Origin of the sequence: Bacteroides luhongzhouii (genome assembly GCF_009193295.2) — a bacterium.
GTDB classification, from domain to species: domain Bacteria; phylum Bacteroidota; class Bacteroidia; order Bacteroidales; family Bacteroidaceae; genus Bacteroides; species Bacteroides luhongzhouii.
Window position 1 is genome coordinate 1,589,077 of the sequence record NZ_CP059973.1, and the last position, 22,813, is coordinate 1,611,889.

The 22,813-nt window shown below is 41.0% G+C and carries 21 protein-coding genes; 8 read left to right on the forward strand and 13 right to left on the reverse strand.

The window, feature by feature from the left end; genetic code table 11:
• Positions 1-133: 133 nt before the first annotated feature.
• A complete protein-coding gene (locus GD631_RS05720; RefSeq protein WP_143256755.1) occupies positions 134-2,974 on the reverse strand; it encodes a DEAD/DEAH box helicase in 2,841 nt (946 codons plus the stop codon).
• A 53-nt stretch (positions 2,975-3,027) separates the two neighbouring features.
• Here GD631_RS05720 and mnmA point away from each other — a divergent pair, with 53 nt between their 5' ends.
• Entirely contained in the window at positions 3,028-4,146 is a 1,119-nt protein-coding gene (mnmA, locus tag GD631_RS05725; RefSeq protein ID WP_143256756.1) for a tRNA 2-thiouridine(34) synthase MnmA, read from the forward strand.
• A gap of 188 nt (positions 4,147-4,334) precedes the next feature.
• Here mnmA and GD631_RS05730 read toward each other — a convergent pair whose 3' ends face one another.
• A complete protein-coding gene (locus tag GD631_RS05730) occupies positions 4,335-5,861 on the reverse strand; it encodes a GH3 auxin-responsive promoter family protein (RefSeq protein WP_143256757.1) in 1,527 nt (508 codons plus the stop codon).
• Between the two features lie 137 nt (positions 5,862-5,998).
• Between GD631_RS05730 and GD631_RS05735 the strand changes: the two genes are divergently transcribed.
• Positions 5,999-7,009, forward strand: coding sequence for an ATP-dependent 6-phosphofructokinase (locus tag GD631_RS05735; protein ID WP_143256758.1), 1,011 nt, complete (start codon positions 5,999-6,001; stop codon positions 7,007-7,009).
• Here GD631_RS05735 and rnc read toward each other — a convergent pair.
• From rnc to GD631_RS05750, 3 genes are read right to left on the reverse strand one after another with little or no spacing between them, the layout of a single operon-like run.
• Complete coding sequence (rnc, locus tag GD631_RS05740) at positions 6,951-7,916, reverse strand: ribonuclease III (RefSeq protein WP_143256759.1); 966 nt, start codon at positions 7,914-7,916, stop codon at positions 6,951-6,953. The genes GD631_RS05735 and rnc overlap by 59 nt on opposite strands.
• Positions 7,882-9,144, reverse strand: coding sequence for a beta-ketoacyl-ACP synthase II (gene fabF / locus GD631_RS05745; RefSeq protein WP_117809356.1), 1,263 nt, complete (start codon positions 9,142-9,144; stop codon positions 7,882-7,884). Before fabF ends, rnc begins: the two co-directional genes overlap by 35 nt.
• Positions 9,145-9,159: 15 nt before the next feature.
• Positions 9,160-9,396: an acyl carrier protein gene (locus GD631_RS05750; RefSeq protein WP_002558672.1), complete on the reverse strand. Its 237-nt coding sequence runs from the start codon at positions 9,394-9,396 to the stop codon at positions 9,160-9,162.
• Between the two features lie 98 nt (positions 9,397-9,494).
• On the opposite strand from GD631_RS05750, the gene purN reads away from it, so the two are divergent.
• Complete coding sequence (gene purN, locus GD631_RS05755; RefSeq protein WP_143256760.1) at positions 9,495-10,118, forward strand: phosphoribosylglycinamide formyltransferase; 624 nt, start codon at positions 9,495-9,497, stop codon at positions 10,116-10,118.
• On the opposite strand, the gene pdxB is transcribed toward purN, so the two are convergent.
• Entirely contained in the window at positions 10,108-11,148 is a 1,041-nt protein-coding gene (pdxB, locus tag GD631_RS05760; RefSeq protein ID WP_143256761.1) for a 4-phosphoerythronate dehydrogenase PdxB, read from the reverse strand. The genes purN and pdxB overlap by 11 nt on opposite strands.
• A gap of 117 nt (positions 11,149-11,265) precedes the next feature.
• Between pdxB and GD631_RS05765 the strand changes: the two genes are divergently transcribed.
• The 3 genes from GD631_RS05765 to GD631_RS05775 are packed head-to-tail and all read left to right on the forward strand — an operon-like array spanning position 11,266 to position 14,043.
• Entirely contained in the window at positions 11,266-11,871 is a 606-nt protein-coding gene (locus GD631_RS05765) for a DUF4254 domain-containing protein (protein ID WP_117809353.1), read from the forward strand.
• A gap of 3 nt (positions 11,872-11,874) precedes the next feature.
• Positions 11,875-12,906: a glycosyltransferase family 9 protein gene (locus tag GD631_RS05770; protein WP_117809352.1), complete on the forward strand. Its 1,032-nt coding sequence runs from the start codon at positions 11,875-11,877 to the stop codon at positions 12,904-12,906.
• A 60-nt stretch (positions 12,907-12,966) separates the two neighbouring features.
• Entirely contained in the window at positions 12,967-14,043 is a 1,077-nt protein-coding gene (locus tag GD631_RS05775) for a glycosyltransferase family 4 protein (RefSeq protein WP_117809363.1), read from the forward strand.
• Here GD631_RS05775 and GD631_RS05780 read toward each other — a convergent pair.
• A complete protein-coding gene (locus tag GD631_RS05780; protein WP_143256762.1) occupies positions 14,026-15,084 on the reverse strand; it encodes a glycosyltransferase family 9 protein in 1,059 nt (352 codons plus the stop codon). The two genes, GD631_RS05775 and GD631_RS05780, sit on opposite strands and share 18 nt — an antisense overlap.
• A gap of 232 nt (positions 15,085-15,316) precedes the next feature.
• Between GD631_RS05780 and GD631_RS05785 the strand changes: the two genes are divergently transcribed.
• Positions 15,317-16,228 (forward strand): lipopolysaccharide kinase InaA family protein, encoded by a 912-nt coding sequence (locus tag GD631_RS05785; protein WP_143256763.1) that lies wholly within the window; start codon positions 15,317-15,319, stop codon positions 16,226-16,228.
• Here GD631_RS05785 and GD631_RS05790 read toward each other — a convergent pair whose 3' ends face one another.
• From GD631_RS05790 to GD631_RS05815, 6 genes are read right to left on the reverse strand one after another with little or no spacing between them, the layout of a single operon-like run.
• Positions 16,229-17,041, reverse strand: coding sequence for an FkbM family methyltransferase (locus tag GD631_RS05790; RefSeq protein WP_143256764.1), 813 nt, complete (start codon positions 17,039-17,041; stop codon positions 16,229-16,231).
• Positions 17,038-18,171: a glycosyltransferase family 4 protein gene (locus GD631_RS05795; protein WP_143256765.1), complete on the reverse strand. Its 1,134-nt coding sequence runs from the start codon at positions 18,169-18,171 to the stop codon at positions 17,038-17,040. Before GD631_RS05795 ends, GD631_RS05790 begins: the two co-directional genes overlap by 4 nt.
• A 29-nt stretch (positions 18,172-18,200) precedes the next feature.
• A complete protein-coding gene (locus tag GD631_RS05800) occupies positions 18,201-19,013 on the reverse strand; it encodes a LicD family protein (RefSeq protein WP_009039123.1) in 813 nt (270 codons plus the stop codon).
• Between the two features lie 17 nt (positions 19,014-19,030).
• Positions 19,031-19,762: a phosphocholine cytidylyltransferase family protein gene (locus tag GD631_RS05805; protein ID WP_143256766.1), complete on the reverse strand. Its 732-nt coding sequence runs from the start codon at positions 19,760-19,762 to the stop codon at positions 19,031-19,033.
• Entirely contained in the window at positions 19,759-20,808 is a 1,050-nt protein-coding gene (locus tag GD631_RS05810; RefSeq protein WP_143256767.1) for a pyridoxal phosphate-dependent aminotransferase, read from the reverse strand. The genes GD631_RS05805 and GD631_RS05810 overlap by 4 nt, the downstream gene beginning before the upstream one ends.
• A 1-nt stretch (position 20,809) precedes the next feature.
• Positions 20,810-21,619, reverse strand: a complete 810-nt coding sequence (locus GD631_RS05815) for a glycosyltransferase family 2 protein (RefSeq protein ID WP_143256768.1) — start codon at positions 21,617-21,619, stop codon at positions 20,810-20,812.
• Positions 21,620-21,814: 195 nt separating this feature from the next.
• Here GD631_RS05815 and GD631_RS05820 point away from each other — a divergent pair, with 195 nt between their 5' ends.
• On the forward strand, positions 21,815-22,798 hold the full coding sequence (locus GD631_RS05820) for a glycosyltransferase family 2 protein (protein WP_143256769.1): 984 nt from the start codon (positions 21,815-21,817) through the stop codon (positions 22,796-22,798).
• Positions 22,799-22,813 lie beyond the last annotated feature (15 nt).

Below are 22,813 nucleotides of genomic sequence, written 5' to 3' on the forward strand. Positions count from 1 at the left end.
TCGGGTTATTTATAATTTTCACAGTGGCAAAGATAACCGGATAAAATAAGAGTATATGGATAAAAAAATTCAGGAATACGATGAAATAATACATTTTACGTATCTCTGTGATAGATTGAGGCTTTATGTATTATTAGAGTAAGTCTACCCATTGCTCATTGCTTAATATAGGCAATGACTCACTGTCGGCAACAAATGTTTCCGCCAGTTTTCGTTTCTCATCTTGCAGATGCAGAATCTTTTCCTCAATGCTGTTTTGTGTAATGAAGCGATAGGCAATCACTTGTTTGTCCTGACCGATGCGATGGGCACGGGCGATCGCTTGCGATTCGGCGGCAGGATTCCACCAGGGATCTATGATAAATACATAGTCGGCTTGCGTAAGATTGAGGCCCACACCTCCTGCTTTTAGTGAAATAAGGAATGCTTGAACATCTTTTTGTTCGGTGAAATGAGCAATTTCGGAGGGCCGATTGTTGGTTGCTCCTGTTAATAGGGCATATTTCCAACTCCGTTCTCGGAAAGCTTCGGCCAGTAGCTCCAGATGTCTGACGAATGAAGAGAAAATCAGGACCTTGTGGCCTTCACTTTGTAATGTATCGAATGTTTCGATTATTTGTGCGGTTTTTCCGGATGTTCCGGTATAATCAGGAAGAATGAGTTGCGGATGACAAGAGAGTTGTCGTAAACGCAAAATGCCATTTAGTACACTGAATGAATGGAGTCTGTTCGTACTTTGAGAGTGCTGGAGAAGTATGTTTCGCAGGCTGTTTTTCTCCTGTTCGTAATACGTGTTCTGCTCTTCAGTCATGTCGCAGTAGATTGTTTCTTCGGTAAGTTCAGGAAGTTCCGGAGCTACCTCTTTCTTGCTTCTGCGGAGGATGAATGGGGCAATCAGTTGTTGTAACTGCACTTGTATGCGGGTGTTTCCCTGACGAATCGGCATTATGAACTGTTTTTGGAATGCGCTTTCCGTTCCCAGTAAGTTCGGTTGTATAAAATGAAATTGAGCCCACAGGTCCTTTAATGAATTTTCGATAGGAGTACCTGTCAGTACAAGTCGGTGTTTGCTTTGCAGTTGAATTGCCGACCGGAAGGTGAGCGATTCGCTATTCTTGATATTCTGACTTTCATCGAGCACGATGTATTCGAAACGGTAAGAACAGAGTGTATCAATGTTGTTTCTCATCATGCCATACGTAGTAAAGATCAAGTGAAAATGACCGAAGAATTTTTCCGGACGTTCCTTGTCTATAACCACGGTATTGTTGTATTCCGCCATTGAGAGCCCTGTAAAACGTTTGGCTTCCCGTCGCCAGTTGTGAAGTAGCGATGTGGGGACTACGATCAGAGTAGCGGGTTGTTTGGGAGCGGATGGCTTATATATGTACTGCAGCAGGGTAAGAGTCTGAAGCGTCTTCCCGAGTCCCATGTCATCTGCCAGGCATCCGCCAAATCCTTGTTTATACAGGTGTACCATCCACGAGAATCCTTTCAGCTGATAGGGGCGTAACGTTGCTTTAAGCGTTCTCGGCGCGGAAACGTTACGTATTTGCAGCTTCGCCGGGAATTTTTTAAGTCCATCCTCACCTAAAGCTGTCTGTACGGCACCTATAAATGTATGTTTCAGACGAATTCCTTTTTCTGTTTGTACTCCCATCTCCAGTAAGTTCGCATATTTGCTGAACCACTCTTCAGGCAGGAGAATCATACGGCCGTCAGGTAACAAGTACTCCCTCTTTTCTTCAAGAATATGCTTGCGGAAACGTGAAAAAGGAATACGCAGATTACCGATAACAACAGTGATGTACAGTTCAAACCAGTCAACCTCATCGTCGCAACTTTGCTCGATACGTATCTCATCCAGACAATAAAACGCATTCTCTACATTACTGATAAGGTGAAAGGATTGCTGCAACATCTCCCGGTGATTGTTGATCCATTCGACAATTGTCTTCTCGGGAGCTGCGGGAGATAGTCGGAAGTGCGTGCCATTGAATTGCTGCAGACCGGCATTCGTTAAGAGTAGGACAACTTGTTCTTCCACTGTAATATTACGTCGGAAAAAGCCGATTTCACCGGATGTTTTCCGATAAATGATTTTCTTCCTTTCATTAGCACTATCCGGTGTGAATGTCTGGTCTCCATAGCGGAAGGCAAGTTGCAATGCTTGTCCGTTGTATGTGACATCTTCGAATGAAAGAACTGCTTCACAGGCACATTCTTCTTCAATAATGTTCAAACCGTGAGTCTCGATATCGTGATAGCGTGCAATCGGAATAACGATGTTGTCTATGTATTTTTCAATCTGTGAAGCGTCCACGCTAATCGATCTTTTTTTGGTGAAAGGTAAGATACGTGCGCTTTCAATGTGCGGAAAGAAGTATAACTCCATTCCTAATAATAGGGTGGCCGGCGAGGAGGTCAGTACAACCACAGGTTTTAACTCATTCAAAGAGAACGGTTGCCCTTCATAATAACACTGCAACTGATAACGGAATGTTTTACTGTCAACATGAAACGTTACGCGAATTTCTACGTCATGAGGGTTTATATGATAAGCATGATGGGCGTATAAGATTTTACTGCCCGCTTGTTTCTGATAAAAAGGCAGTCCGTTTTCCCGTATCAACACCAGCATCTCCAACAATTTCTTTTCGATAAACGGGCGAATATTGTTTTTAATTCGTTCCGGATCTTCGGATAGCTTATGTAGAAAGCGTGATACTGTTTTTTCACGGGAGTAGAGACCCATCAAATACTTTTCTGTATAGTATGAAGCGATATCTATAGCTTGTCTTTCCGCTTCGCTCATTATGCTCATAGCTTCCGGAGAGGCGTGAAACGCTTGCTCCACTAATTGCAAGGTACCATCGTTCAGCCTTTCCACAATATACGGAATCAGTAATATGCCGAGTATCGGATGCTCTGTGAAAACGATTATAACTTGTTCGTTAGTTGGTCTCTCTTTCATTCTCTTTTATGCTTTAACTGACAAAGATACGGGAAAATACTTAATTTTGCAGCATGATAGAGGAAAACAAACGCGTATTGCTTGGAATGAGTGGCGGTACAGATAGCTCTGTTGCTGCTATGCGATTGCTGGAAGCCGGTTATGAAGTAATCGGGGTAACCTTCCGTTTTTATGAATTGAATGGTTCGACAGAGTACCTGGAAGATGCCCGTAATTTAGCAGAACGTTTAGGAATACGGCATATAACATACGACGCCCGTGAAATATTTGCCCGGCAGATTATTGAATATTTTGTGCAGGAATACCTGGCAGGACGTACTCCGGTCCCCTGTACATTGTGCAATAATTACCTGAAATGGCCTTTGCTTGCTAAAATTGCCGATGAAATGGGGATTTTTTATATTGCTACCGGGCATTATGCGCAGAATATACAACTAAATAAAACTTTTTATATAACATATGCTGCCGACTCGGATAAAGATCAAACCTTCTTTTTATGGGGATTGAAACAGGATATTCTTAATAGGATGTTGTTGCCGATGGGCGATATTACGAAAGTTGAAGCCCGTGCTTGGGCTGCTGAACATGGCTTTCGAAAGGTGGCAACCAAAAAGGATAGTATCGGTGTTTGTTTTTGCCCGATGGACTATCGGACCTTTTTAAAAGACTGGTTAGTCAGAAATGGTCAGACATCAATCAGCAATAACCAGACATCGGCCGGTGATAAACAAGCCTGGTCTGACAGAATCAGAAGAGGACGATTTGTCGATGAAAAGGGGAATTTTATTGCCTGGCATGAGGGCCATCCCTTTTATACTATTGGGCAGAGGCGCGGCTTAGGCATTCATCTGAATCGTCCTGTTTTTGTGAAAGAGATTGATCCGGAAAAGAATGAAGTGGTGTTGGCTTCTCTTTCATCGTTGGAAAAAACGGAAATGTGGTTGAAAGATTGGAATATTGTAAATCAGGAGCGTACTTTAGGACGCTCTGACATAATTGTGAAGATACGGTATCGCAAGCAGGAGAACCATGGTACGGTTACCATCACACCGGATCGCTTACTGCACGTGCAGCTCCACGAACCGCTAACTGCCATTGCTCCGGGACAGGCGGCTGCGTTCTATGGAGACGGATTACTATTAGGAGGAGGAATCATAGTCAACGCCCGGTAATTTTATATATAGGGAAGATAAACGCTCTGACGAGAGTGCGTTAAAACCAAACTTAGCTTGCTAATTGACATAACTTAGGCACGGATTATGCGAATTACAAGGAATTGGAGAGTTGTGTTGACACACCCTCCTTGTACAAGTATCTTTGTAATAGAGAAAACTTGTGGTGGCTATGTTTTGGCTTTTGGTTATTCTTCCGAATGAGTACTATTATTCAGCACCAGCATTGTTTCTATATATTCGCGTGTATTGCTTAATCTGGGGACTTTGTGTTGCCCTCCCAGTTTCCCTTTCTGCGCCAGCCAGTCATGGAACAATCCCTGACGGGCAACGATTACTTCCAATGGTTGCAAAGCAATATCTTTCCATCGTTTGGCTTCATAGTCAGAGTTAACCTCTTTCAGCGTAGCGTCAAGTATCGCGGCGAACTTTTCTACCGAATCCGGCATTTTGGCAAATTCTATTAACCACTGGTGCCTGCATTTTGCGTTCTTATCCATAAACACCGGCGCCGCAGAGTATTCGCAAATTTGTGCTCCAGTCTCGGCGCAAGCCTTTGCCAATCCTTTTTCAGCATTATCAACAATCAGTTCTTCACCAAATGCATTGATGAAATGCTTCGTTCTTCCCGTGATGACAAACTTATAGGGATTCTTGCTGGTAAACTTCACTGTATCACCAATCATGTATCTCCACAAACCACAGGAAGTAGAAATAACCATTGCATAGTTCTTGTTGAGCTCGACTTCTTCAAGACAATAAGCCCGTGGATTTTCTTCTCCTACTTCCTCCAACGGAACAAATTCGTAGAAAATCCCATAGTCGATCATTAATAACATGGCAGGATCGGAAAGGTCGTTCTGGGTTCCGAAATATCCTTCCGAAGCATTGTAGGTCTCTACATAATGCATTTTAGGTGTTTTAATCACCTGTTTATATTGCTCACGATATGGCGTGAAAGCCACTCCACCGTGGAAGAAGACTTCCAGGTTAGGCCATACTTCTTCCAGAGCTTGCTTTCCTGTCTTTTCAAGGACACGTTTGATAAGTACCAGCATCCACGACGGTACGCCGGACAAACTTGTCACATTTACCGGAATGGTGCTGTTGGCGATTGCTTCTATCTTGGTTTCCCATTCGCTCATCAACGCAATTTTTTTGCTTGGTACACGGATGAAATTGATAAGCGGATTTACGTTTTGAATCAGAATAGCGGATAAATCTCCTACTAAACTATGATTGGAGTTGAGGTTCGGGCTATGGCTCCCTCCTAGAATCAGTCCCTTGCCAGAGAAGAAATGGCTATCCGGATTGATGCGGAAATAAAGAGCTGCCGCGTCTTTTCCTCCTCTGTAATGAATATCTTCCAAAGCTTCTTTGCTGACGGGAAGGAATTTACTTTTATCATTAGTCGTTCCGGAGGATTTTGCAAACCAGCGTATCTCCGATGGCCAAAGCAGATTCTGTTCCCCGGCTCGCAAACGTTCTACATACGGTTTGATTTCTTCGTATGTTTGGATAGGAACACGTTTACGGAAATCTTCATAGTTACGGATAGAGGAATAATCGTACTTTCTTCCCCATTCAGTTTGAGCGGCCTGGTGTATTAAGCGGCTTAACACACGATGCTGTATCTCACTAGCCTGACTAGCATATAAGTCTATTTGTTTTAAACGGGAATCGAAAGTCTTACTAATAATTTTTGTAATATTCATTTCTGCTTTAACATAATAATGTTTAGTCGTGCAAAAGTAACTTATTTATCTTTTTTTTCTATCTTTACGACGGAAATAATCGTTAAAAATAGACGAGTTTCATATAAATCCCGAGTTTTAGACTAAAAAATGCGACAATGAGAATTGGAATCTTAACATCCGGCGGGGACTGTCCCGGTATCAATGCCACGATTCGTGGCGTGTGCAAAACTGCCATCAATTATTACGGGATGGAAGTGGTAGGTATTCACAGCGGTTTTCAGGGCTTGCTGACTAAAGATGTCGAATCTATTACGGATAAGTCGCTTTCCGGTTTGCTCAATCTGGGTGGAACGATGTTAGGAACCTCTCGTGAGAAGCCTTTCAAAAAAGGTGGCGTTATCTCGGATGTTGACAAACCGTCTTTAATCCTTCAGAATATCCGGGAAATGGGACTCGATTGTGTCGTTTGTATCGGCGGAAATGGAACACAAAAGACTGCGGCGAAGTTTGCTGCGATGGGAGTAAATATCGTATCTGTGCCCAAAACTATTGATAATGATATTTGGGGTACAGACATCTCTTTTGGTTTCGATTCGGCAGTAAGTATTGCTACCGATGCTATCGACCGCTTACATTCCACCGCAAGTTCTCACAAAAGAGTGATGGTGATTGAAGTGATGGGGCATAAAGCGGGTTGGATTGCTTTGTATTCCGGTATGGCAGGAGGAGGAGATGTGATTCTTGTCCCCGAAATCGCTTATGACATTAAAAATATTGGTAATACGATTCTGGAGAGGCTGAAGAAGGGTAAACCTTATTCTATTGTAGTGGTAGCAGAAGGTATTCAGACTGACGGGCGCAAACGTGCTGCTGAATATATTGCGCAGGAGATTGAATATGAGACTGGTATAGAGACCCGTGAAACAGTTCTAGGGTATATTCAGCGTGGTGGTTCACCTACTCCTTTCGATCGTAATCTTTCTACCCGTATGGGCGGCCATGCGACAGAATTGATCGCCAATGGCGAATTCGGGCGTATGGTAGCTTTAAAAGGAGACGACATAGCATCTATCCCTCTTGAAGAAGTTGCAGGAAAACTGAAATTAGTTACTGAAGATCACGATTTGGTGATTCAAGGGCGTCGCATGGGGATTTGCTTTGGCTAGTCTCTGTCTCTGCGGTTTCTGTGGTAAGTTGTACCATAGAGATTTCATTATCGGGGATGTTTTCTTCTGAAACATTCTCCGGTTCTGTTGCAGTTACCGAATGTTGTGCTTTGATCTCTTCGATGGTTGACATAAATTCGGGCTCCTTTACTTTCCTTATAGCCATTTGGGCGGCATTCTGCTGAGACTCTTTCTTGGAATATCCCGTACCTGTTCCTGCCGGAAGCCCTTCAATGCGTACTTCGGTTTGGAAAACAGGATTGCTGTCATGATCGAGGAACTGCTCGATTAACTCAAAGGAAACCTTCATCTTGTTTTTTTGGCTCCACTCAATAAGTTTGGATTTGAAGTTGACCTCTTTTCGGGATATTTTATCCAGGTCGATGTAGTGGTTGATAATCCGTTGTTCCATAAATTGTTTGCAACGTTCATACCCCTGATCCAGATAAATAGCTCCGATAAATGCCTCAAAAGCATTTCCGTACATGTAACTGTTGTGAGAAGAAGAGCGGGTAGAATACTTTATGAGTTTGTCCAAACCGATTTCAACGGCCAACTTATTCAAAGTCTCCCGTTGTACGATCTTAGAACGTGTGTTGGTCAAGAAACCTTCCCTTTTCCCTTCAAAACGTTTATAGACAATATCTCCTACGATGGCGTCGAGGATGGCGTCACCTAAAAACTCCAGTCGTTCATTGTTGAGGGGACGTCCCTTGTCGGAGCGGACAGAAGTCGATTTGTGCAGGAGAGCCTGCTCATAAAGCTGGATATTGCGCGGGTAGAACCCGAGTATCCGGTAAAAACAAAGATAAGACTCTCTATCCTTGCGGAACAAGAGCCTTATCTTATCTATTTCATTACGTAACACGATATTACTCTGCGTATTTCTTGAAGATAACGCACGCATTGTGACCGCCAAATCCAAATGTATTGGACAGGGCAACATTAACTTCGCGTTTCTGTGCTTTATTGAACGTGAAATTAAGGTTATAGTCGATGTTCTCGTCGTTGTCACCTTCTTCGTGGTTGATAGTCGGAGGAACAATGCCGTTCTTGATAGCAAGGATACTTGCAATAGATTCTACCGCACCGGCAGCTCCCAGCAAGTGACCTGTCATTGATTTTGTTGAACTGATGTTCAACTCGAACGCATGATCACCGAATACTTCCTTGATTGCTTTTGCTTCTGAAATATCACCAACCGGAGTAGATGTACCGTGTACATTGATATAATCTACTTCTTTCGGATCCATTTCCGCATCTTCCAGTGCATTTCTCATCACTAATTTCGCTCCCAGACCTTCCGGATGAGAAGCTGTCAGGTGATGTGCATCTGCAGACATACCTACACCGGCAACTTCTGCATAGATTTTTGCACCGCGAGCTTTAGCGTGTTCCAGTTCTTCCAGGATCAGGCAACCGCCACCTTCGCCCATAACGAAGCCATCACGGCTTGCGCTAAACGGACGTGAAGCTTTAGAAGCTTCGTCGTTGCGTGTTGACAATGCGTGCATAGCGTTGAAACCGCCCACACCTGCCGGGAAGATCGCAGCTTCCGAACCACCGGATACAATCACGTTTGCTTTACCCAGACGAATCAGGTTGAAAGCATCTGCAATAGCATTGGTTGAAGTAGCACATGCTGAACAAGTCGCGTAGTTAGGACCATGGAAACCATACATGATAGAAATCTGTCCGGCTGCAATATCCGAAATCATCTTTGGAATGAAGAACGGATTAAATTTCGGACCCATTTCCTGACGAGTGTAGTAGTTGCCTACCTCTTCTTCAAATGTATGTATACCACCAATACCGGCGCCGAAAATAACACCGATTTTGTTCAAGTCTTCTTTCTCGACATCAAGACCGGAATCACTCACCGCTTCTTTGGCAACAGCGATGGCATATTGAGTATACAGGTCCATCTTTCTTGCTTCTTTGCGGTCTATGTATTTCGTTGCATCGAAGTTTTTCACTTCGCATGCGAATTGGGTCTTGAATAACGACGCATCAAAATGAGTAATAGGCCCTGCTCCACTAACCCCGTTCACAATGTTTTCCCAAAACTCGGGAACGCTGTTGCCAACGGGAGTAATGGCGCCAAGGCCTGTTACTACCACTCTTTTTAATTCCATATTGATGAAATCGAATTACTTAGCGTGTTCTTCGATATAAGATACAGCATCACCTACAGTACCAATCTTTTCTGCTTGGTCATCAGGAATAGAGATACCGAATTCTTTTTCGAATTCCATGATAAGTTCTACAGTGTCAAGAGAATCTGCTCCCAGGTCGTTAGTGAAGCTTGCTTCGGTTGTAACTTCTGATTCTTCTACGCCTAATTTATCAACGATAATCGCTTTTACTCTTGATGCAATTTCAGACATAACTTTAAGTTTTTAATTAATAATTAGTTTTATTTCTTTAAATTTGCGGTGCAAAGGAATGAATATTTATCGTTTTGCGCAAATATTTGACTAAATAAATGCAAAGTTTTGCACATTTTTCACTGTTTTGTGCATCGAATTTGAGAGTTATGAAGAAAAACATCGCAATTTTTGCTTCCGGTTCCGGTTCAAATGCCGAGAATATTATCCGGTATTTCCAAAAAAACGATTCCGTTCAGGTTTCGTTGGTGCTTTCTAATAAAAGTGATGCCTATGTTTTGGAACGTGCGCATCGTTTGGGAGTGCCTTCTAACGTGTTTCCAAAGGAGGACTGGATAGCCGGAGATGAAATATTGGCTATTTTGCAGGAGTATCGTATCGACTTTGTCGTACTGGCTGGCTTTCTGGTTCGTGTGCCTGACTTGCTTTTGCATGCTTATCCCGATAAAATTATAAATATACATCCTGCTCTTCTGCCGAAGTTCGGGGGAAGGGGAATGTATGGTGATCGGGTTCATGAAGCGGTAGTGGCTGCTGGTGAAAAGGAAAGCGGTATCACTATACATTATATAAATGAGCATTATGACGAAGGAAATGCAATCTTCCAGGCTACCTGTCCTGTTCTTCCGACAGATTCTCCGGATGATGTAGCCAAGAAAGTGCATGCCTTGGAATATGAACACTTCCCGCAAGTCATAGAGCAAGTATTACTTAATACTTAATTAAATAAGCTGTCTCTTCTCGTCGTAAAGGATAATCCCCGCGTAAGGTTTCGAATAGTTCCGGTTGATTTTTCAATCGGGTACTATCTTCGACAGGATTATACATTTGGAGGATTGCTTCTTCATGGTTTTTGGCATGTATAATAGGAGAGGCCGGTGCCGGTGCATTTATATTATAATCACCTTCTATTTGGAAGAATTTGCAAATAGCATCCAGTGACATGCGTGTGGCGTTTGCTTTTCCATCGGCAGAATAACCCGCAATGTGGGGAGTGCCAATAAATACTTTTTCCAATAACTCACGGTTGATTTCCGGTTCATGTTCCCATACATCAATGATGGCATCCGAGATGGTCCGACTCTCCAAGGCTTTTAAAAGAGCATCAGTGTCAATGACCTCTCCTCGTGAAGTATTAATGATAACCGGTCCTTGTTTGAGTGACCGGAAGAAACTCTCATCTGCCAGGTGGAAGGTTTTATATTTCCCTTCCTTATATAAAGGTACGTGAAAGGTAATGATATCACATTCTTCTGCTATTTTATTTAGTGAGACGAACTGCTCTGTTCCTTCTTTTTCCTCCCGTGGCAAATCATTCAGTAAAACGCGCATACCAAAATTCCGGGCAACTTTAGCGACTTTACTCCCTACGTTTCCCACTCCTATGATTCCAATCGTCAGTTCGTTTAACTTTTTGTTTCTGCAAGATTTCCACACCAGAAGCGATGACTGTATATATTGGGCGACAGAAGCAGAGTTACATCCCGGAGCATTTGTCCATTCTATACCTGCATGTTTGCAATACTCTGTATCAATGTGATCGAAACCAATAGTTGCCGTCGCTATGAATTTCACCCGACTACCTTCCAATAAATCCCGGTTGCAATGTGTGCGGGTACGGACAATAAGCGCGTCTGCATCCCGTACGAGCTCCGGAGTGAAATCTTTCCCCGGTATATAAACCACCTCATCGGCTATTTTCTGAACCGCTTCTTTTATATAAGGTATTTTATTGTCGATAATAATTTTCATATACAATTCATCTTTTATACCCACAAAGGTAACAAATAAAAAAGTAAGAAACGGTTGCTTGTCTGAAAAATATTACATAGATTTGCCCTATTATATATCTATTAGCTAGTTAAGATTATGACATTTAGTAACCTTTGCAACGAGATTTTTTGGAAATCGACAACAGATTACCATGTAACAGATAGTGTGGATGCTCCGATGAACAATCCTTACGAGTTGAAAACTATTGAGTATTATTTATATCTAAAGAACTGGATTGATGCTGTGCAATGGCATTTTGAGGATATTATCCGTGACCCGCAGATTGATCCGGTGGAAGCATTGGCTTTGAAAAGAAGAATTGATAAATCAAATCAGGATCGTACAGACTTGGTGGAATTAATTGATAGCTACTTCTTAGACAAATACAAAGAGGTAAAACCTCTCTCTGACGCAACGATCAATACAGAAAGTCCTGCATGGGCTATTGACCGCTTGTCAATTCTTGCATTGAAAATTTACCACATGCAGCAGGAAGTGGAACGTACGGATACCACAGAGGAACACCGTGCTCAATGTCAGGCTAAGCTGAATATTCTGCTGGAACAACGTAAAGACCTCTCTGTGGCTATTGAGCAGTTGTTGGCTGATATCGAAGCCGGGAGAAAGTATATGAAAGTATATAAACAGATGAAGATGTATAATGACCCGGCATTGAATCCGGTGCTTTATGCTAAAAAATAACGAATGGCGCGTATTCTCATTATTCGTTTTTCAGCTCTTGGCGATGTAGCCATGACAATTCCGGTAATACATTCGCTGGCTGTTCAATACCCGCAGCACGAAATAACAGTGTTAAGTCGTGCTGTATGGCAGCCGCTCTTTCAGGGGCTGCCTGCGAATGTAGGCTTTGTCGGAGCTGACTTAACAGGCAAACACAAGGGACTTTGGGGCTTGAATAGCCTTTATTCAGAATTGAAAGCCATGCATTTCGATTACATCGCAGATTTTCATCATGTGCTTCGTTCAAAATATTTATGTCTGCGATTCCGTCTTGCCAATAAACCGGTAGCTTCCATATGTAAGGGAAGGGCAGGTAAAAAGAAACTGGTTCGTCGTCACGATAAGGTGATGGAGAATCAGAAGAGTTCTTTTCGCCGTTATGCCGATGTGCTTGAGAAGCTCGGTTTGCCGGTTTTATTAAATTTTTCTTCTATTTATGGCGAAGGAAAAGGCAACTTTGCGGAGATAGAGCCAGTCACAGGACCTAAAGAAGATCAAAAATGGATTGGTATAGCTCCTTTTGCCAAACACAGAGGTAAAATTTATCCGTTAGAGTTACAGGAGCAAGTTATAGCACATTTTGCAGCTAATCCGCAAGTGAAAGTTTTTCTTTTTGGAGGTGGCAAAAACGAGCAGGAAGTGTTTGACGCATGGATTGCTAAATATCCTTCTGTTGTTTCAATGATAGGTAAGCTGAATATGCGTACCGAGCTGAATCTGATGAGTCATTTGGATGTGATGCTTTCGATGGATTCTGCCAATATGCATTTGGCGTCCTTGGTCAATATTCCGGTTGTTTCTGTTTGGGGAGCAACTCATCCTTATGCTGGTTTTATGGGCTGGAAGCAATTGCCGGTCAATACCGTGCAGCTTGATTTATCATGTCGTCCCTGCTCTGTATATGGACAGAAGCCTTGCTGGCGTGGTGATTATGCCTGTTTAAGAGATATAAAGCCAGAACAGGTTATTGCAAAAATAGAAGGGATTGTCGGTTGATATTTGCAGGAATTCAATTTAGTTGTTTTTTGAGTCGAAAGAGCGTAGAATCAAATAATGATGGAAAAAGAGATACAACGAAAGAAAAAGGTACTGATAGATCTTACAAATTATGGTAGTCTAACAGCTGGTTTCGGACAGATTGCGGCCAACTATGCGGCCGCTTTTTCGTCTATGTCGGTAGAGGATCTTCATTTTGTATATTTGTTGAGACAGAAATATATGCAGGAATTTGGTCCGAATGTGACCTCTGTTCCGGTACGTCGTATCAATAAATTTTTCCCTTTTACTCTTCCTAAAGTAGATGTATGGCATGCGGTGAATCAGCAGCGGAAGTTGTTGCGTATTGCCGGTGGTACAAAGTTTATCTTTACTATACATGACTTCAATTTCTTAACGGAGAAAAAGCCCTGGAAGGCTAAAATGTATCTTCGCCGGATGCAGAATAAAGTCAATAAGGCCGCCGTAGTCACAACGATTTCTCATTATGTAGCAGATGTCATTCGCCAACATATAGATTTGAAGGGAAAAGAGATTCGAGTCATCTATAATGGGGTGGAGAGGATCGATATGTTGGAAGGAACCCAACCCTCTTTCGCAACGGGACGTCCCTTCTTTTTTACGATTGGACAAATCCGTAGAAAAAAGAATTTCCATCTTCTGGTTGACGTAATGCGCCATTTCCCGGAATATGATTTATATATTTGTGGGGATGCCCATTTCGCTTATGCTGAAGAAGTGCGTAGCTTGATTCGTGAGAAGCAAGTCACTAATGTGTTTTTGACAGATGTAATCACTCAAAGTGAAAAGATATGGTTGTATCGGAACTGTGAGGCGTTCCTGTTTCCTAGTGAAGGAGAAGGCTTTGGACTTCCTGTGGTGGAAGCTATGCAGTTTGGAAAGGCTGTATTTGCTGCTAATCGCACTAGTTTACCGGAAGTTTGTAATGGACATGCCATCATGTGGGAACATTTGGATGCAGAATCTATGGTGCAAAGTATCCGGGAACATTTGCCTGATTTCTATAAAGATGAAGAACGCTTGACCAGAATGAAAGAACATGCGGCTTCATTCAGTTATGAGAAGCATATACAAGCTTATCTTGATTTATATCGCGAGTTAGCTCAGTTGCGTTAATGTCGAAATTAATTGCTCGTATACCTTTTCTGGAGTGATTAATGCAAAACGTTCCTCATAAGTTAATGTCGCTTGTTGTTCCGGCGGAAGAATGTCGTCGGGACTAATTCCTCGGGCAAGTACGGAATTTACAGGTAACCACATTGATTTGGAAGCGCTTGGTGAATAAATAGCGAATGAAGGGATTTCGAGGGCTTGCGCAATGTGCCGGGCTCCTCCTTCGTTTCCGAAATAAAATGAGCAGTTGGCGCAAAGTGCGGCTAGCTGTCGTAATGAAGAGGCTTGTATGTCGATCTTGATGCGTTCCGGACATCCCAATTCCTTGTAGATATTTCTTGCATCTTCTTCTTCATACCCCGGTGCATAGTTGAAGATCATTTGTATGTCCTTGTATTCTTCCAATATTCTTTTAAGTGTGGCTATCATGAACTCCGTATTCCATTTTTTATGGAGGAGCTTAGTGGTGACTCCTATTAGGAATACAGGGCGCGCGAAATCTATCCCCTCCTTTTCCATATAATATCGAAAGTCTTTTTTCTCCTGGTCAGTGAGGTATAACCTGAATTCTTTTGTATATTGAATAGGCTTGATTTTCTCTAATGGCGCTGCAAGCAATAGGTTGCGTTCTACCATATCAATTGTCAGACTATTGCTGTAAGTGTCTGCTCGATAATTTAATAGGGAACGTGTATATCCCTTGATGCGCCCTATCCGGAAAGGAGTTTTTAATGAAAAAAGAGAGAAAAAAAGAGTCCGGATCGTAGAGCGCATATCGATGATGACATCGTATTTGTTTTGGTGCGTCACTTGCCATACTTTTTTTATGTAAGCAGTGAATGGTTTATTCTCATTCTTGTCAAATGTAATAACCTTATCTATGTCCGGATGACCCTCATAGAGCGATGCTATATTTTTATTAAGCACAAAATGTATTTCTGCATCGGGAAAACTTTTTTTCAGTGTACTGCACAATGCAACAGCTAGAATAGAGTCTCCTATTTGTCTAAATCGAATAATCAGAATTTTTTTGATTGGTTTCATGCTTAACTTCTTTATGCTTTTTTATCGTGCAAACATAGCTAAAAAAAAGCATTTATGTCTAAATATAAATGAAAAGAAAAAAGAAAAAACGGCTAAAGTTGTTCGCAACAGTACTTATATGTATAGAGAGTTAGCCAATCTTTGTGAGAAAAGAAAAAAATATAGTCGGAATATGCCTTAATTTCTTTATCTTTGCTCCATCTTTGTAATTAGTATTATATAGGAGAGTGTAATGAGAGTGATTGTAAATCCCAAGTACGCGCATCTGCAGAAGGAGATAGAAGAAATTCCAAGGTCCTTCCAGGAAAAAGGAGATGTGGTGTACGATGGGCGTAATGTTTTAAAACGAATTGGCTTGGGCAGTACTGATGTTGTGGTGAAGAGCTTTAAGAAGCCTCACATCATCAATCGTGTTGTATATTCGTTTTTCCGGCAATCAAAAGCAGAGCGTTCCTATATTTACTCTATGGAAATTCAACAACATGGCTTTGACACTCCGGAGCCAGTTGCTATGATCGAACAATTCCAGAGTGGCCTTCTTTCACATAGCTATTACATTTGTTGTTATGATGGTGGCGAAACAGTTCGTTCCCTGATGGATGGGAAAGTGGAAGGAAACGAAGATAAACTTTCTGCTTTTGCACGCTACACAGTTGCTTTGCATCAGGCAGGTATCCTGCATTTGGACTATTCTCCCGGCAATATATTGATCCATCAGAATGATGCGGATGAATATAGTTTTTCTCTGGTTGACGTGAACCGCATGCAGTTGTTGTCAGATATTGATTGTGATACTGTATGCCGTAATATGTGTCGTTTATGCATCTCTCGTGAAGTGCTGACTTATATAATGACAGAATATGCTTCTTTGAGGGGATGGGATATCAAATCTACTGTTAGTCTGGCTCTTCGTTACAGCGATCAGTTCTTTACTCATTATATTTATCGTCGTGCGGCGCGAAAAGAAAAAGAAAAGCATATCGTATCCTTGATTTTATTCTTTCGTTTGTACCGTTCTGTGCGTAAGTTTTTTTCCTGGGAACCGCATATTTCACGTTTCTTATTGAAAAAAGAAAAGCACATTTATGATACATACCTGTGCAAGTATGACTATTGTGACTTGCTTTCTGCTGATTATCAATGATTAGCTTTTACTTCCGCGCATGACTACGCTGCGGATTTTATGCCTGAAAAACCCTTTTTGATTTGTATATGTGCAGTTATGCTTATCCAAAAATGCAGAAATGACTGCTTCGTCATCATGTAGATGGTATGTGCAAATTGCAAAATCCAACTTTCGGCAATTCTGAAATAAGTTCTTGCATCCGGCCAATGCATGCCGTTCAGCTCCTTCGATATCCATTTTTAGAAATAGATGCTCCTCCGTTTGATTGTTGAAGAAGTCATCCAGAGTTTGTTCTCTCGAAGAATTATGGTCGCTTACATATTTTTGGACAATCGTAACTTTATTTTGCCATGGTTCAAAAGTAGCTCTGATGGCCTCCAGCCATTGTTCGTCCTGCTCAAACAAGTAGACATGTTTAGCTTCTTCGATGATTTCCAATGAAGAATATCCTTCAGCGCAACCGACATCCACAAATACCTTTCCTGTCACTTCTTTAACGCTGTTGAAGTAATGGTGAGGTGAGCGTCTGTCTTGTTCCATGCTCAAAGCCCTGTAATATTTTTGAATTTTCTTGGCCGGAGTGCTCTTTCTGAAATAGAGCCGTTTCTCTTCTTTTTGAACATAGTATAAACCTTTCTTCTCGTCTTTTTGTACGTCAACGGGCATATTGGCATATTCATCTTTGAATTCATACAGGTGTCTTGAATATCCATGCTCTTTAATATATTCATAGTATTTCAGATAAGGAGAGCTAGGCTTATATCCTTTCATGAAATAATATGGGAGAGTGCCATATATAAATTTCTTTATTGTATGTTTAAGTACGTTCATCTCATTAGTTTTTTGTAGATGTTTAAGATCTCTTCCGCTTGCTTTTCTTCAGAGAATCTTTTGGCAAATGTTTGCCCCTTTTCAATCATCTCCTGCTTTCTCTCAGGGTCAGAGTATATCTGTTTGAAAGCATTGGCCATTCCTTTGATATCATCGGGATGTATATAGATCGAGTCGGGACCTCCGGCTTCTTCCAGGCAAGAACCTGTTGCGGCTACTACCGGAATTCCGGAGTATAAAGCTTCTATTATGGGGATGCCAAAGCCTTCAAAGCGTGAAGGATATACAAAAATTTCAGCTAGCTGATAAAAAGTCGGCAGATCATCAAAAGGAACATTGCTGATGATGTGCACTCTTTCTTCCAGCTTGTTCTCCTTAATAAAACGTTCAATCTTATCAGTGTATTCTGTACGGCGTCCTACAATGACAAGGTGGATTTGTTCAGGAAGCATTGTCAGTGCTTGTACTGCCGAAAGGGCATTTTTTCGTTCTTCAATACTTCCTACGTTGAGGATATAGTGTTCCGGTAGCTGATACTTAGCTCGAACTTCTCTTTTTTTCTCTTCTGTTACAGAGTGCGTGAATGAAGTATCACATCCCTGATAAACAACCTCTATCTTATCGGCTGGGATTCCGAAAAACTCAATAATATCACGTTTGGTACATTCGCTGATAGCAATGATTCTATCTGCATTTTCGCAGGCTTTGCGGAATTTGTATGTATATATATTCCTGTCGATCAGATGGTAGTATTGTGGGTATCGTAGAAATATCAGATCGTGGATCGTTACGATACTTTTTACCTCACTTTTATGGATATTCAGGGGTAATTCATTGCTAAGTCCGTGAAAAATATCAATTCTTTCTTTTTCCAATTGGCGGGTGACTCCCAACACTCGCCATAATGAACTTAACTTTTTCCAGAAAGAAGTAGTGGGATAAGAAAGCTGTAGTTGCCGATATTGCTTCGTTAATTTGTTCAGCCTTTTATTTTCCCGTTTCTTGGGGGCATACAATACATATTCATTCTCCGGATAGAATTGGCATAGAATATCCACTATATAGCGGCTATAATTGCCCAAACCGGTGAAATTTTGTACTGCACGTTTTCCGTCAAAACCTATTCTCATTTCTACTTCTTGCCTTTATGTGATTATAGTTAGACTTCAAATTCCCGATAAGGTTTATTCAGGTCTAAATAATGGAAATTGTGCTGTCTTTGTCCACTTTGTTTAGGTATGGTCATGTAATCTCCGTATTTCTGTGACAGATAGACATCGTATTTCTGTACTCCCCATACTTCTTCATTTTCAAATAAGATTGGAGTAGGGGTACCCAGAATATCTTTAGACATGATTCCTTTCATACCGTCATCATAATCACAGACCAATGTGGATTGGTCGAAATCATACTTTTTCATTACTTTCCTGATACTTTCCTGTGCTCCGGTAAGGGTGAAAAGCTTTCTGCATAATAGCGGTATCCATGAACTGGGGCCTTTTCCATGCTTGTATGGATCGCGATGAATCAGATAAAGTACACGTTTGTAGAATTCGTATTTTGCAAAATGCATTCTTTGCGCCATGCGGCTTTCCGGAACCCCGTCAAGTGGAAATATATCAATATATACACCTCCCAAATATTTAAGATGCATACGCTCAATTAGAGTTGTGTCAGCATCCTGTACTTTTGCGAATGGAAGAGGATATTCCTTGTCGTTTTCAGCACATACAGCTTCGTATGGTTTCGGCAACCATTCTTTGGCATTAGCCATTAATAAATCATAATCGGCTCTTGGCATACCGATATCCAGATCATCATCCCAGGGGATAAATCCTTTGTGGCGGACGGCTCCCAGCATGGTGCCTGCCATGATGTAATATCGCAGATTATGTTCTTTGCAAACTTTGTCAACAGCTAATAAATTCTTTAATATGCGAAGCTGTAGAGGGCGGATATCGTAATTTGCCATTTTTATCTGATTTTTGATTAATAAAGACTGGCTGGAATCAGCTTTTGTGCTTGTTGAAAGTCCTCTACAGTGTCCAGTTCGGCCGAGAAGAACTCGGTGGTGTCCATGACGTAAAAACTATATCCTTGCGGAATCAGTCGTTCAAAAGCCCGTTCGTAGAATATATTGTCCAGTCCTTCGGTAGTAATCATAATTTCCAGTTCACGGAATAGAGCTTTGGTGTATTCTGCTGACATCTTTTCGATACCGATAGACTCTCCGATAGCATCGGATATAGAACAAACTTTGCTGATTTCAACAACCTTTTGTGCATCGTCTACGATGACTTTTATTTCTTCCGCTCCGAGCTCATGCCGGTTCAGTGCCAATATGTCGGCCTTGTCCGAGTGAAGCAGTTTCTCTACAATTTGAGGATCAAAAACAATGTCGCTGTCTAATAACAATATTTCTTCCCCGTCTGTATACGGTCGGGTAAGCCATAATGAATAGATATTGTTGGTTGATTCATATCTGTCATTATAGATGAAAGTAATATTTTGGACTGGATAACGTGTCTGCAGAAAATCAACGATTTGTTGCTGGCGATACCCCGTGACGATAATGAATTCGTCGAATCCATTTTGTATCAGAGCATCAAAAGCCCTTTCCAGTAGACATCGTTCTCCTATCTTGAGGAGGCATTTGGGCGTTGTATCGGTCAGCGGGCGTAAGCGTGAGGCTATTCCTGCGGCTAATATTACTGCTTTCATTTGGATGCGATTTCTTTAATTGTATCTATAACAATCCGGTTCTGCTCTGGGCGTCCCAATGTGATACGCAAATGAGTGTTGATATCCGGTTCATTCATAAACTTCACTTTATAGCTCTGTTCTGCAAAAGCCTTTTGCAAAGCCTCTTTTAACTCTATCGGGTATTTGATTAAGATAAAATTGGCCACTGATTCATATACTTTGAACCCGGGCAATACACCAATTTCTGTCTCGTAACGCTTTCGATCTTCGTTCATTAGTTTTGCAATGTTCCGGTAGTGTGTATCCGATTTAAGAGCTGCAATAGCAATATCTTCGGATATTCGGTTGTATCCCAAATACTTATTACTGTATTTACTGAATTTTTCCAGTTCTTTACTCATAAATCCGAATCCCATGCGTAGGCCTGGTAATCCATAAAACTTGGATAAAGTACGGGAAATAATCAAATTCGGATATTTGTTGACCAAGCGTTTGATATAACTCGTATCAGTTGAAACAAAAGAAGCGTATGCCTCGTCTATCAGTACCACTGTTTGGCTGGGTACCTCTGCAAGCAGTTCATCCAGTTCTTCCGGAGTTAAACCGTTACCGGTAGGGTTATTGGGAGAAGCCAGTAAAAGAATCTTCGGATTCTCTTTCTGAATCATATCTTTCAGTGTCTCAAAGTCATATTTAAAGGTGTTGCCGTCTTCGTAAAGAGGATATTGCAGAGTATGACCATTCACCTCATCTGCTATTGATTTATAATACCACCATGAGAACTTGGGAATCAACATCGTTTTGTTTCCATCTTCTTGAGTCAGGAAGTAATGAACAGCTTGCTTCAGAATATCTTCTCCACCGTATCCTAACAAGACTTGAGTTTCATCTATATCATATAGCTCGGATAAGAAAACGGATAATATACTTTTCTTTCCTTCATCATAAATGCGGGTATAAAAACAAAGTTTATTTATATCGAAGCTTTTTAAAGCCTCTACCACTTCTTTTGATGGGCTGTAGTTAAATTCGTTTCGATCTAAAAAGTTCAAATTCTTTTCCATATTAGTTTTGTATGATTCCTTTATCGCACCAGGTTAGTTTCCTGACTTTTGTTTCGTTCAAAATACTGCGGTTGTTGTATAGATTATCTGTTCCGTGTAGTTCATGATGAAGATGGAACACAATTCCCGCAAATTTGATGGTACGCTTGCGTACACCGTTATTGATGAGGCGGCATACTAATTCATGATCTTCACTTCCCCATCCGGTTATAGCTTCATTGTACCCATTGACCTTTAACAAATCCTCTTTCCAGAAAGCCATATTGCATCCTCTCGAGTAAGAAACATCCCATTGACGATAATGTTGAAGTAGCGGACTCAACCAAGGTAAATGTACTCCGTTGATTGTGTTTTTAGTACCTTTGTCGTGAATGGAAATGATGCAGTTTTTTTCTGCTAACATTTTTCTTGTTAAGCCTTCCCGGATTAATACACGGCTACCGGTTACGAAGCTACCTTTTTGGGCAAAACGTACATGATCTTTGACGAAATCTTTGTGTAAGACGATATCTCCGTCAATTTGTATAATATATTCTTTAGATGCTTTCGCAATAGCTTTGTTGCGGATGGAGGCCAGTCTGAAGCCTAAATCCTCATGCCAAACATGAATAATGGGAACTTCGGAGGAAGCTGCCAATTGATGAATTAGTTCTCTTGTGTCTTCTTTGGAACCATCATCTGCAATGATAATTTCACCAGGAAGGAGAGATTGACGTAGCACGCTTTTAACGCATAATTCTAATGCGTCGCTTCTATTATAGGTGGATATAATTAGCGATGTACTTATGTTGCTCGCCATGGGTTTATTCATATAATTATTACTAAGTTAGTTAAATAGTTAAGGGGCTTGCATTAAAATTCTACAAATGTATACATTTTATTTGGTTGTGACAAGCGTTGAGGGCTTTTTTGCTAAACATTAGAGGGTTAGCGTCTTTTTTAAGAATAATATCTGTATCTTTGCTATCAGTTTGTTATAATAACTAAGATAAATAGTGTATTTGTAATGGAAAATCACCCGGTGGAAGTTAGCGTAATCATCCCTAATTATAATTATGCTCGTTTTTTACAACAACGTATTGAGTCGGTATTGGCACAAACATATACGGATTATGAGATTATATTATTGGATGATGCTTCAACCGATGATAGTGTGTCTATTTTAAACCATTATAAAACAAATTCTCGTGTTGCTCATTTGGAGATTAATTCAGTCAATACAGGGAGTCCTTTTGCTCAATGGCAAAAAGGAATAAGTTTGTCTCGTGGAAAATATATATGGATTGCCGAGAGTGATGATGCAGCTGATGCTTCTTTTTTGGAGAAAGCTGTTTCTGTTTTAAATCAATATCCTCATGCTTCTTTCTGTTTTTTAGGTTCACACTGTATAGACGAGAACGGGAATCAACTATCTACAGATTTTGACCGTTGGACTTCAAAACAATTGCGTCGCCCTTGCAATATGGGTGTCTTTAATGGTGAAGATTATATAAAACATAATCTTTATTGGCGTAATTATATTTATAATGCTAGTGGCGTTGTTTTTCGTAAACAAAGTTTTGAACAGATAAAGGATTTGTCTTGCTTTTCAATGCGCTATAGTGGTGATTGGCTTTTTTGGATAGAGATGGCGAGGCAAGGGAGTGTTGTTGAGTTATATGAAAAGTTAAACCTGTTTCGATTGCATTCAACAAGTACAACTGTTGAGGGTAACGCTTCAGGTAATGCGATTCTTGAAGATATTCAAGTTGTACATTATGTTGAATCATTTTCTTATCCAATAGAGTGTTATAAGCGTTTGATACGGCATGGAATGCTTTATAAAAATATAAAGCGTGCAAAAGTTGATCCGAAAATGAGATTGTTGTTGTTTGAAAAGCTGAAAGGATGTTTTGGAACAAGTGTGTGGGCATATAGATGGGAACGGTTTAATAAATACATGAGTTTTTTGAATCCATGGCAACCTACAAGAGATAGAGATAGGTTGTAATGAATTGTGAAGTGT

What these genes read in the sequence shown, in the direction of transcription:
- GD631_RS05775 (WP_117809363.1), top strand. Translation starts at nt 12,967, where the DNA reads ATGGAAAAAGAGATACAACGAAAGAAAAAGGTACTGATAGATCTTACA.
- GD631_RS05785 (WP_143256763.1), top strand. Translation starts at nt 15,317, where the DNA reads ATGAGAGTGATTGTAAATCCCAAGTACGCGCATCTGCAGAAGGAGATA.
- GD631_RS05770 (WP_117809352.1), top strand. Translation starts at nt 11,875, where the DNA reads ATGGCGCGTATTCTCATTATTCGTTTTTCAGCTCTTGGCGATGTAGCC.
- GD631_RS05800 (WP_009039123.1), bottom strand. Translation starts at nt 19,013, where the DNA reads ATGGCAAATTACGATATCCGCCCTCTACAGCTTCGCATATTAAAGAAT.
- rnc (WP_143256759.1), bottom strand. Translation starts at nt 7,916, where the DNA reads ATGCGTGCGTTATCTTCAAGAAATACGCAGAGTAATATCGTGTTACGT.
- GD631_RS05810 (WP_143256767.1), bottom strand. Translation starts at nt 20,808, where the DNA reads ATGGAAAAGAATTTGAACTTTTTAGATCGAAACGAATTTAACTACAGC.
- GD631_RS05795 (WP_143256765.1), bottom strand. Translation starts at nt 18,171, where the DNA reads ATGAGAATAGGTTTTGACGGAAAACGTGCAGTACAAAATTTCACCGGT.
- GD631_RS05790 (WP_143256764.1), bottom strand. Translation starts at nt 17,041, where the DNA reads ATGAACGTACTTAAACATACAATAAAGAAATTTATATATGGCACTCTC.
- fabF (WP_117809356.1), bottom strand. Translation starts at nt 9,144, where the DNA reads ATGGAATTAAAAAGAGTGGTAGTAACAGGCCTTGGCGCCATTACTCCC.
- GD631_RS05765 (WP_117809353.1), top strand. Translation starts at nt 11,266, where the DNA reads ATGACATTTAGTAACCTTTGCAACGAGATTTTTTGGAAATCGACAACA.
- GD631_RS05805 (WP_143256766.1), bottom strand. Translation starts at nt 19,762, where the DNA reads ATGAAAGCAGTAATATTAGCCGCAGGAATAGCCTCACGCTTACGCCCG.
- GD631_RS05720 (WP_143256755.1), bottom strand. Translation starts at nt 2,974, where the DNA reads ATGAAAGAGAGACCAACTAACGAACAAGTTATAATCGTTTTCACAGAG.
- pdxB (WP_143256761.1), bottom strand. Translation starts at nt 11,148, where the DNA reads ATGAAAATTATTATCGACAATAAAATACCTTATATAAAAGAAGCGGTT.
- GD631_RS05750 (WP_002558672.1), bottom strand. Translation starts at nt 9,396, where the DNA reads ATGTCTGAAATTGCATCAAGAGTAAAAGCGATTATCGTTGATAAATTA.
- mnmA (WP_143256756.1), top strand. Translation starts at nt 3,028, where the DNA reads ATGATAGAGGAAAACAAACGCGTATTGCTTGGAATGAGTGGCGGTACA.
- GD631_RS05820 (WP_143256769.1), top strand. Translation starts at nt 21,815, where the DNA reads ATGGAAAATCACCCGGTGGAAGTTAGCGTAATCATCCCTAATTATAAT.
- GD631_RS05730 (WP_143256757.1), bottom strand. Translation starts at nt 5,861, where the DNA reads ATGAATATTACAAAAATTATTAGTAAGACTTTCGATTCCCGTTTAAAA.
- GD631_RS05780 (WP_143256762.1), bottom strand. Translation starts at nt 15,084, where the DNA reads ATGAAACCAATCAAAAAAATTCTGATTATTCGATTTAGACAAATAGGA.
- purN (WP_143256760.1), top strand. Translation starts at nt 9,495, where the DNA reads ATGCAAAGTTTTGCACATTTTTCACTGTTTTGTGCATCGAATTTGAGA.
- GD631_RS05735 (WP_143256758.1), top strand. Translation starts at nt 5,999, where the DNA reads ATGAGAATTGGAATCTTAACATCCGGCGGGGACTGTCCCGGTATCAAT.
- GD631_RS05815 (WP_143256768.1), bottom strand. Translation starts at nt 21,619, where the DNA reads ATGAATAAACCCATGGCGAGCAACATAAGTACATCGCTAATTATATCC.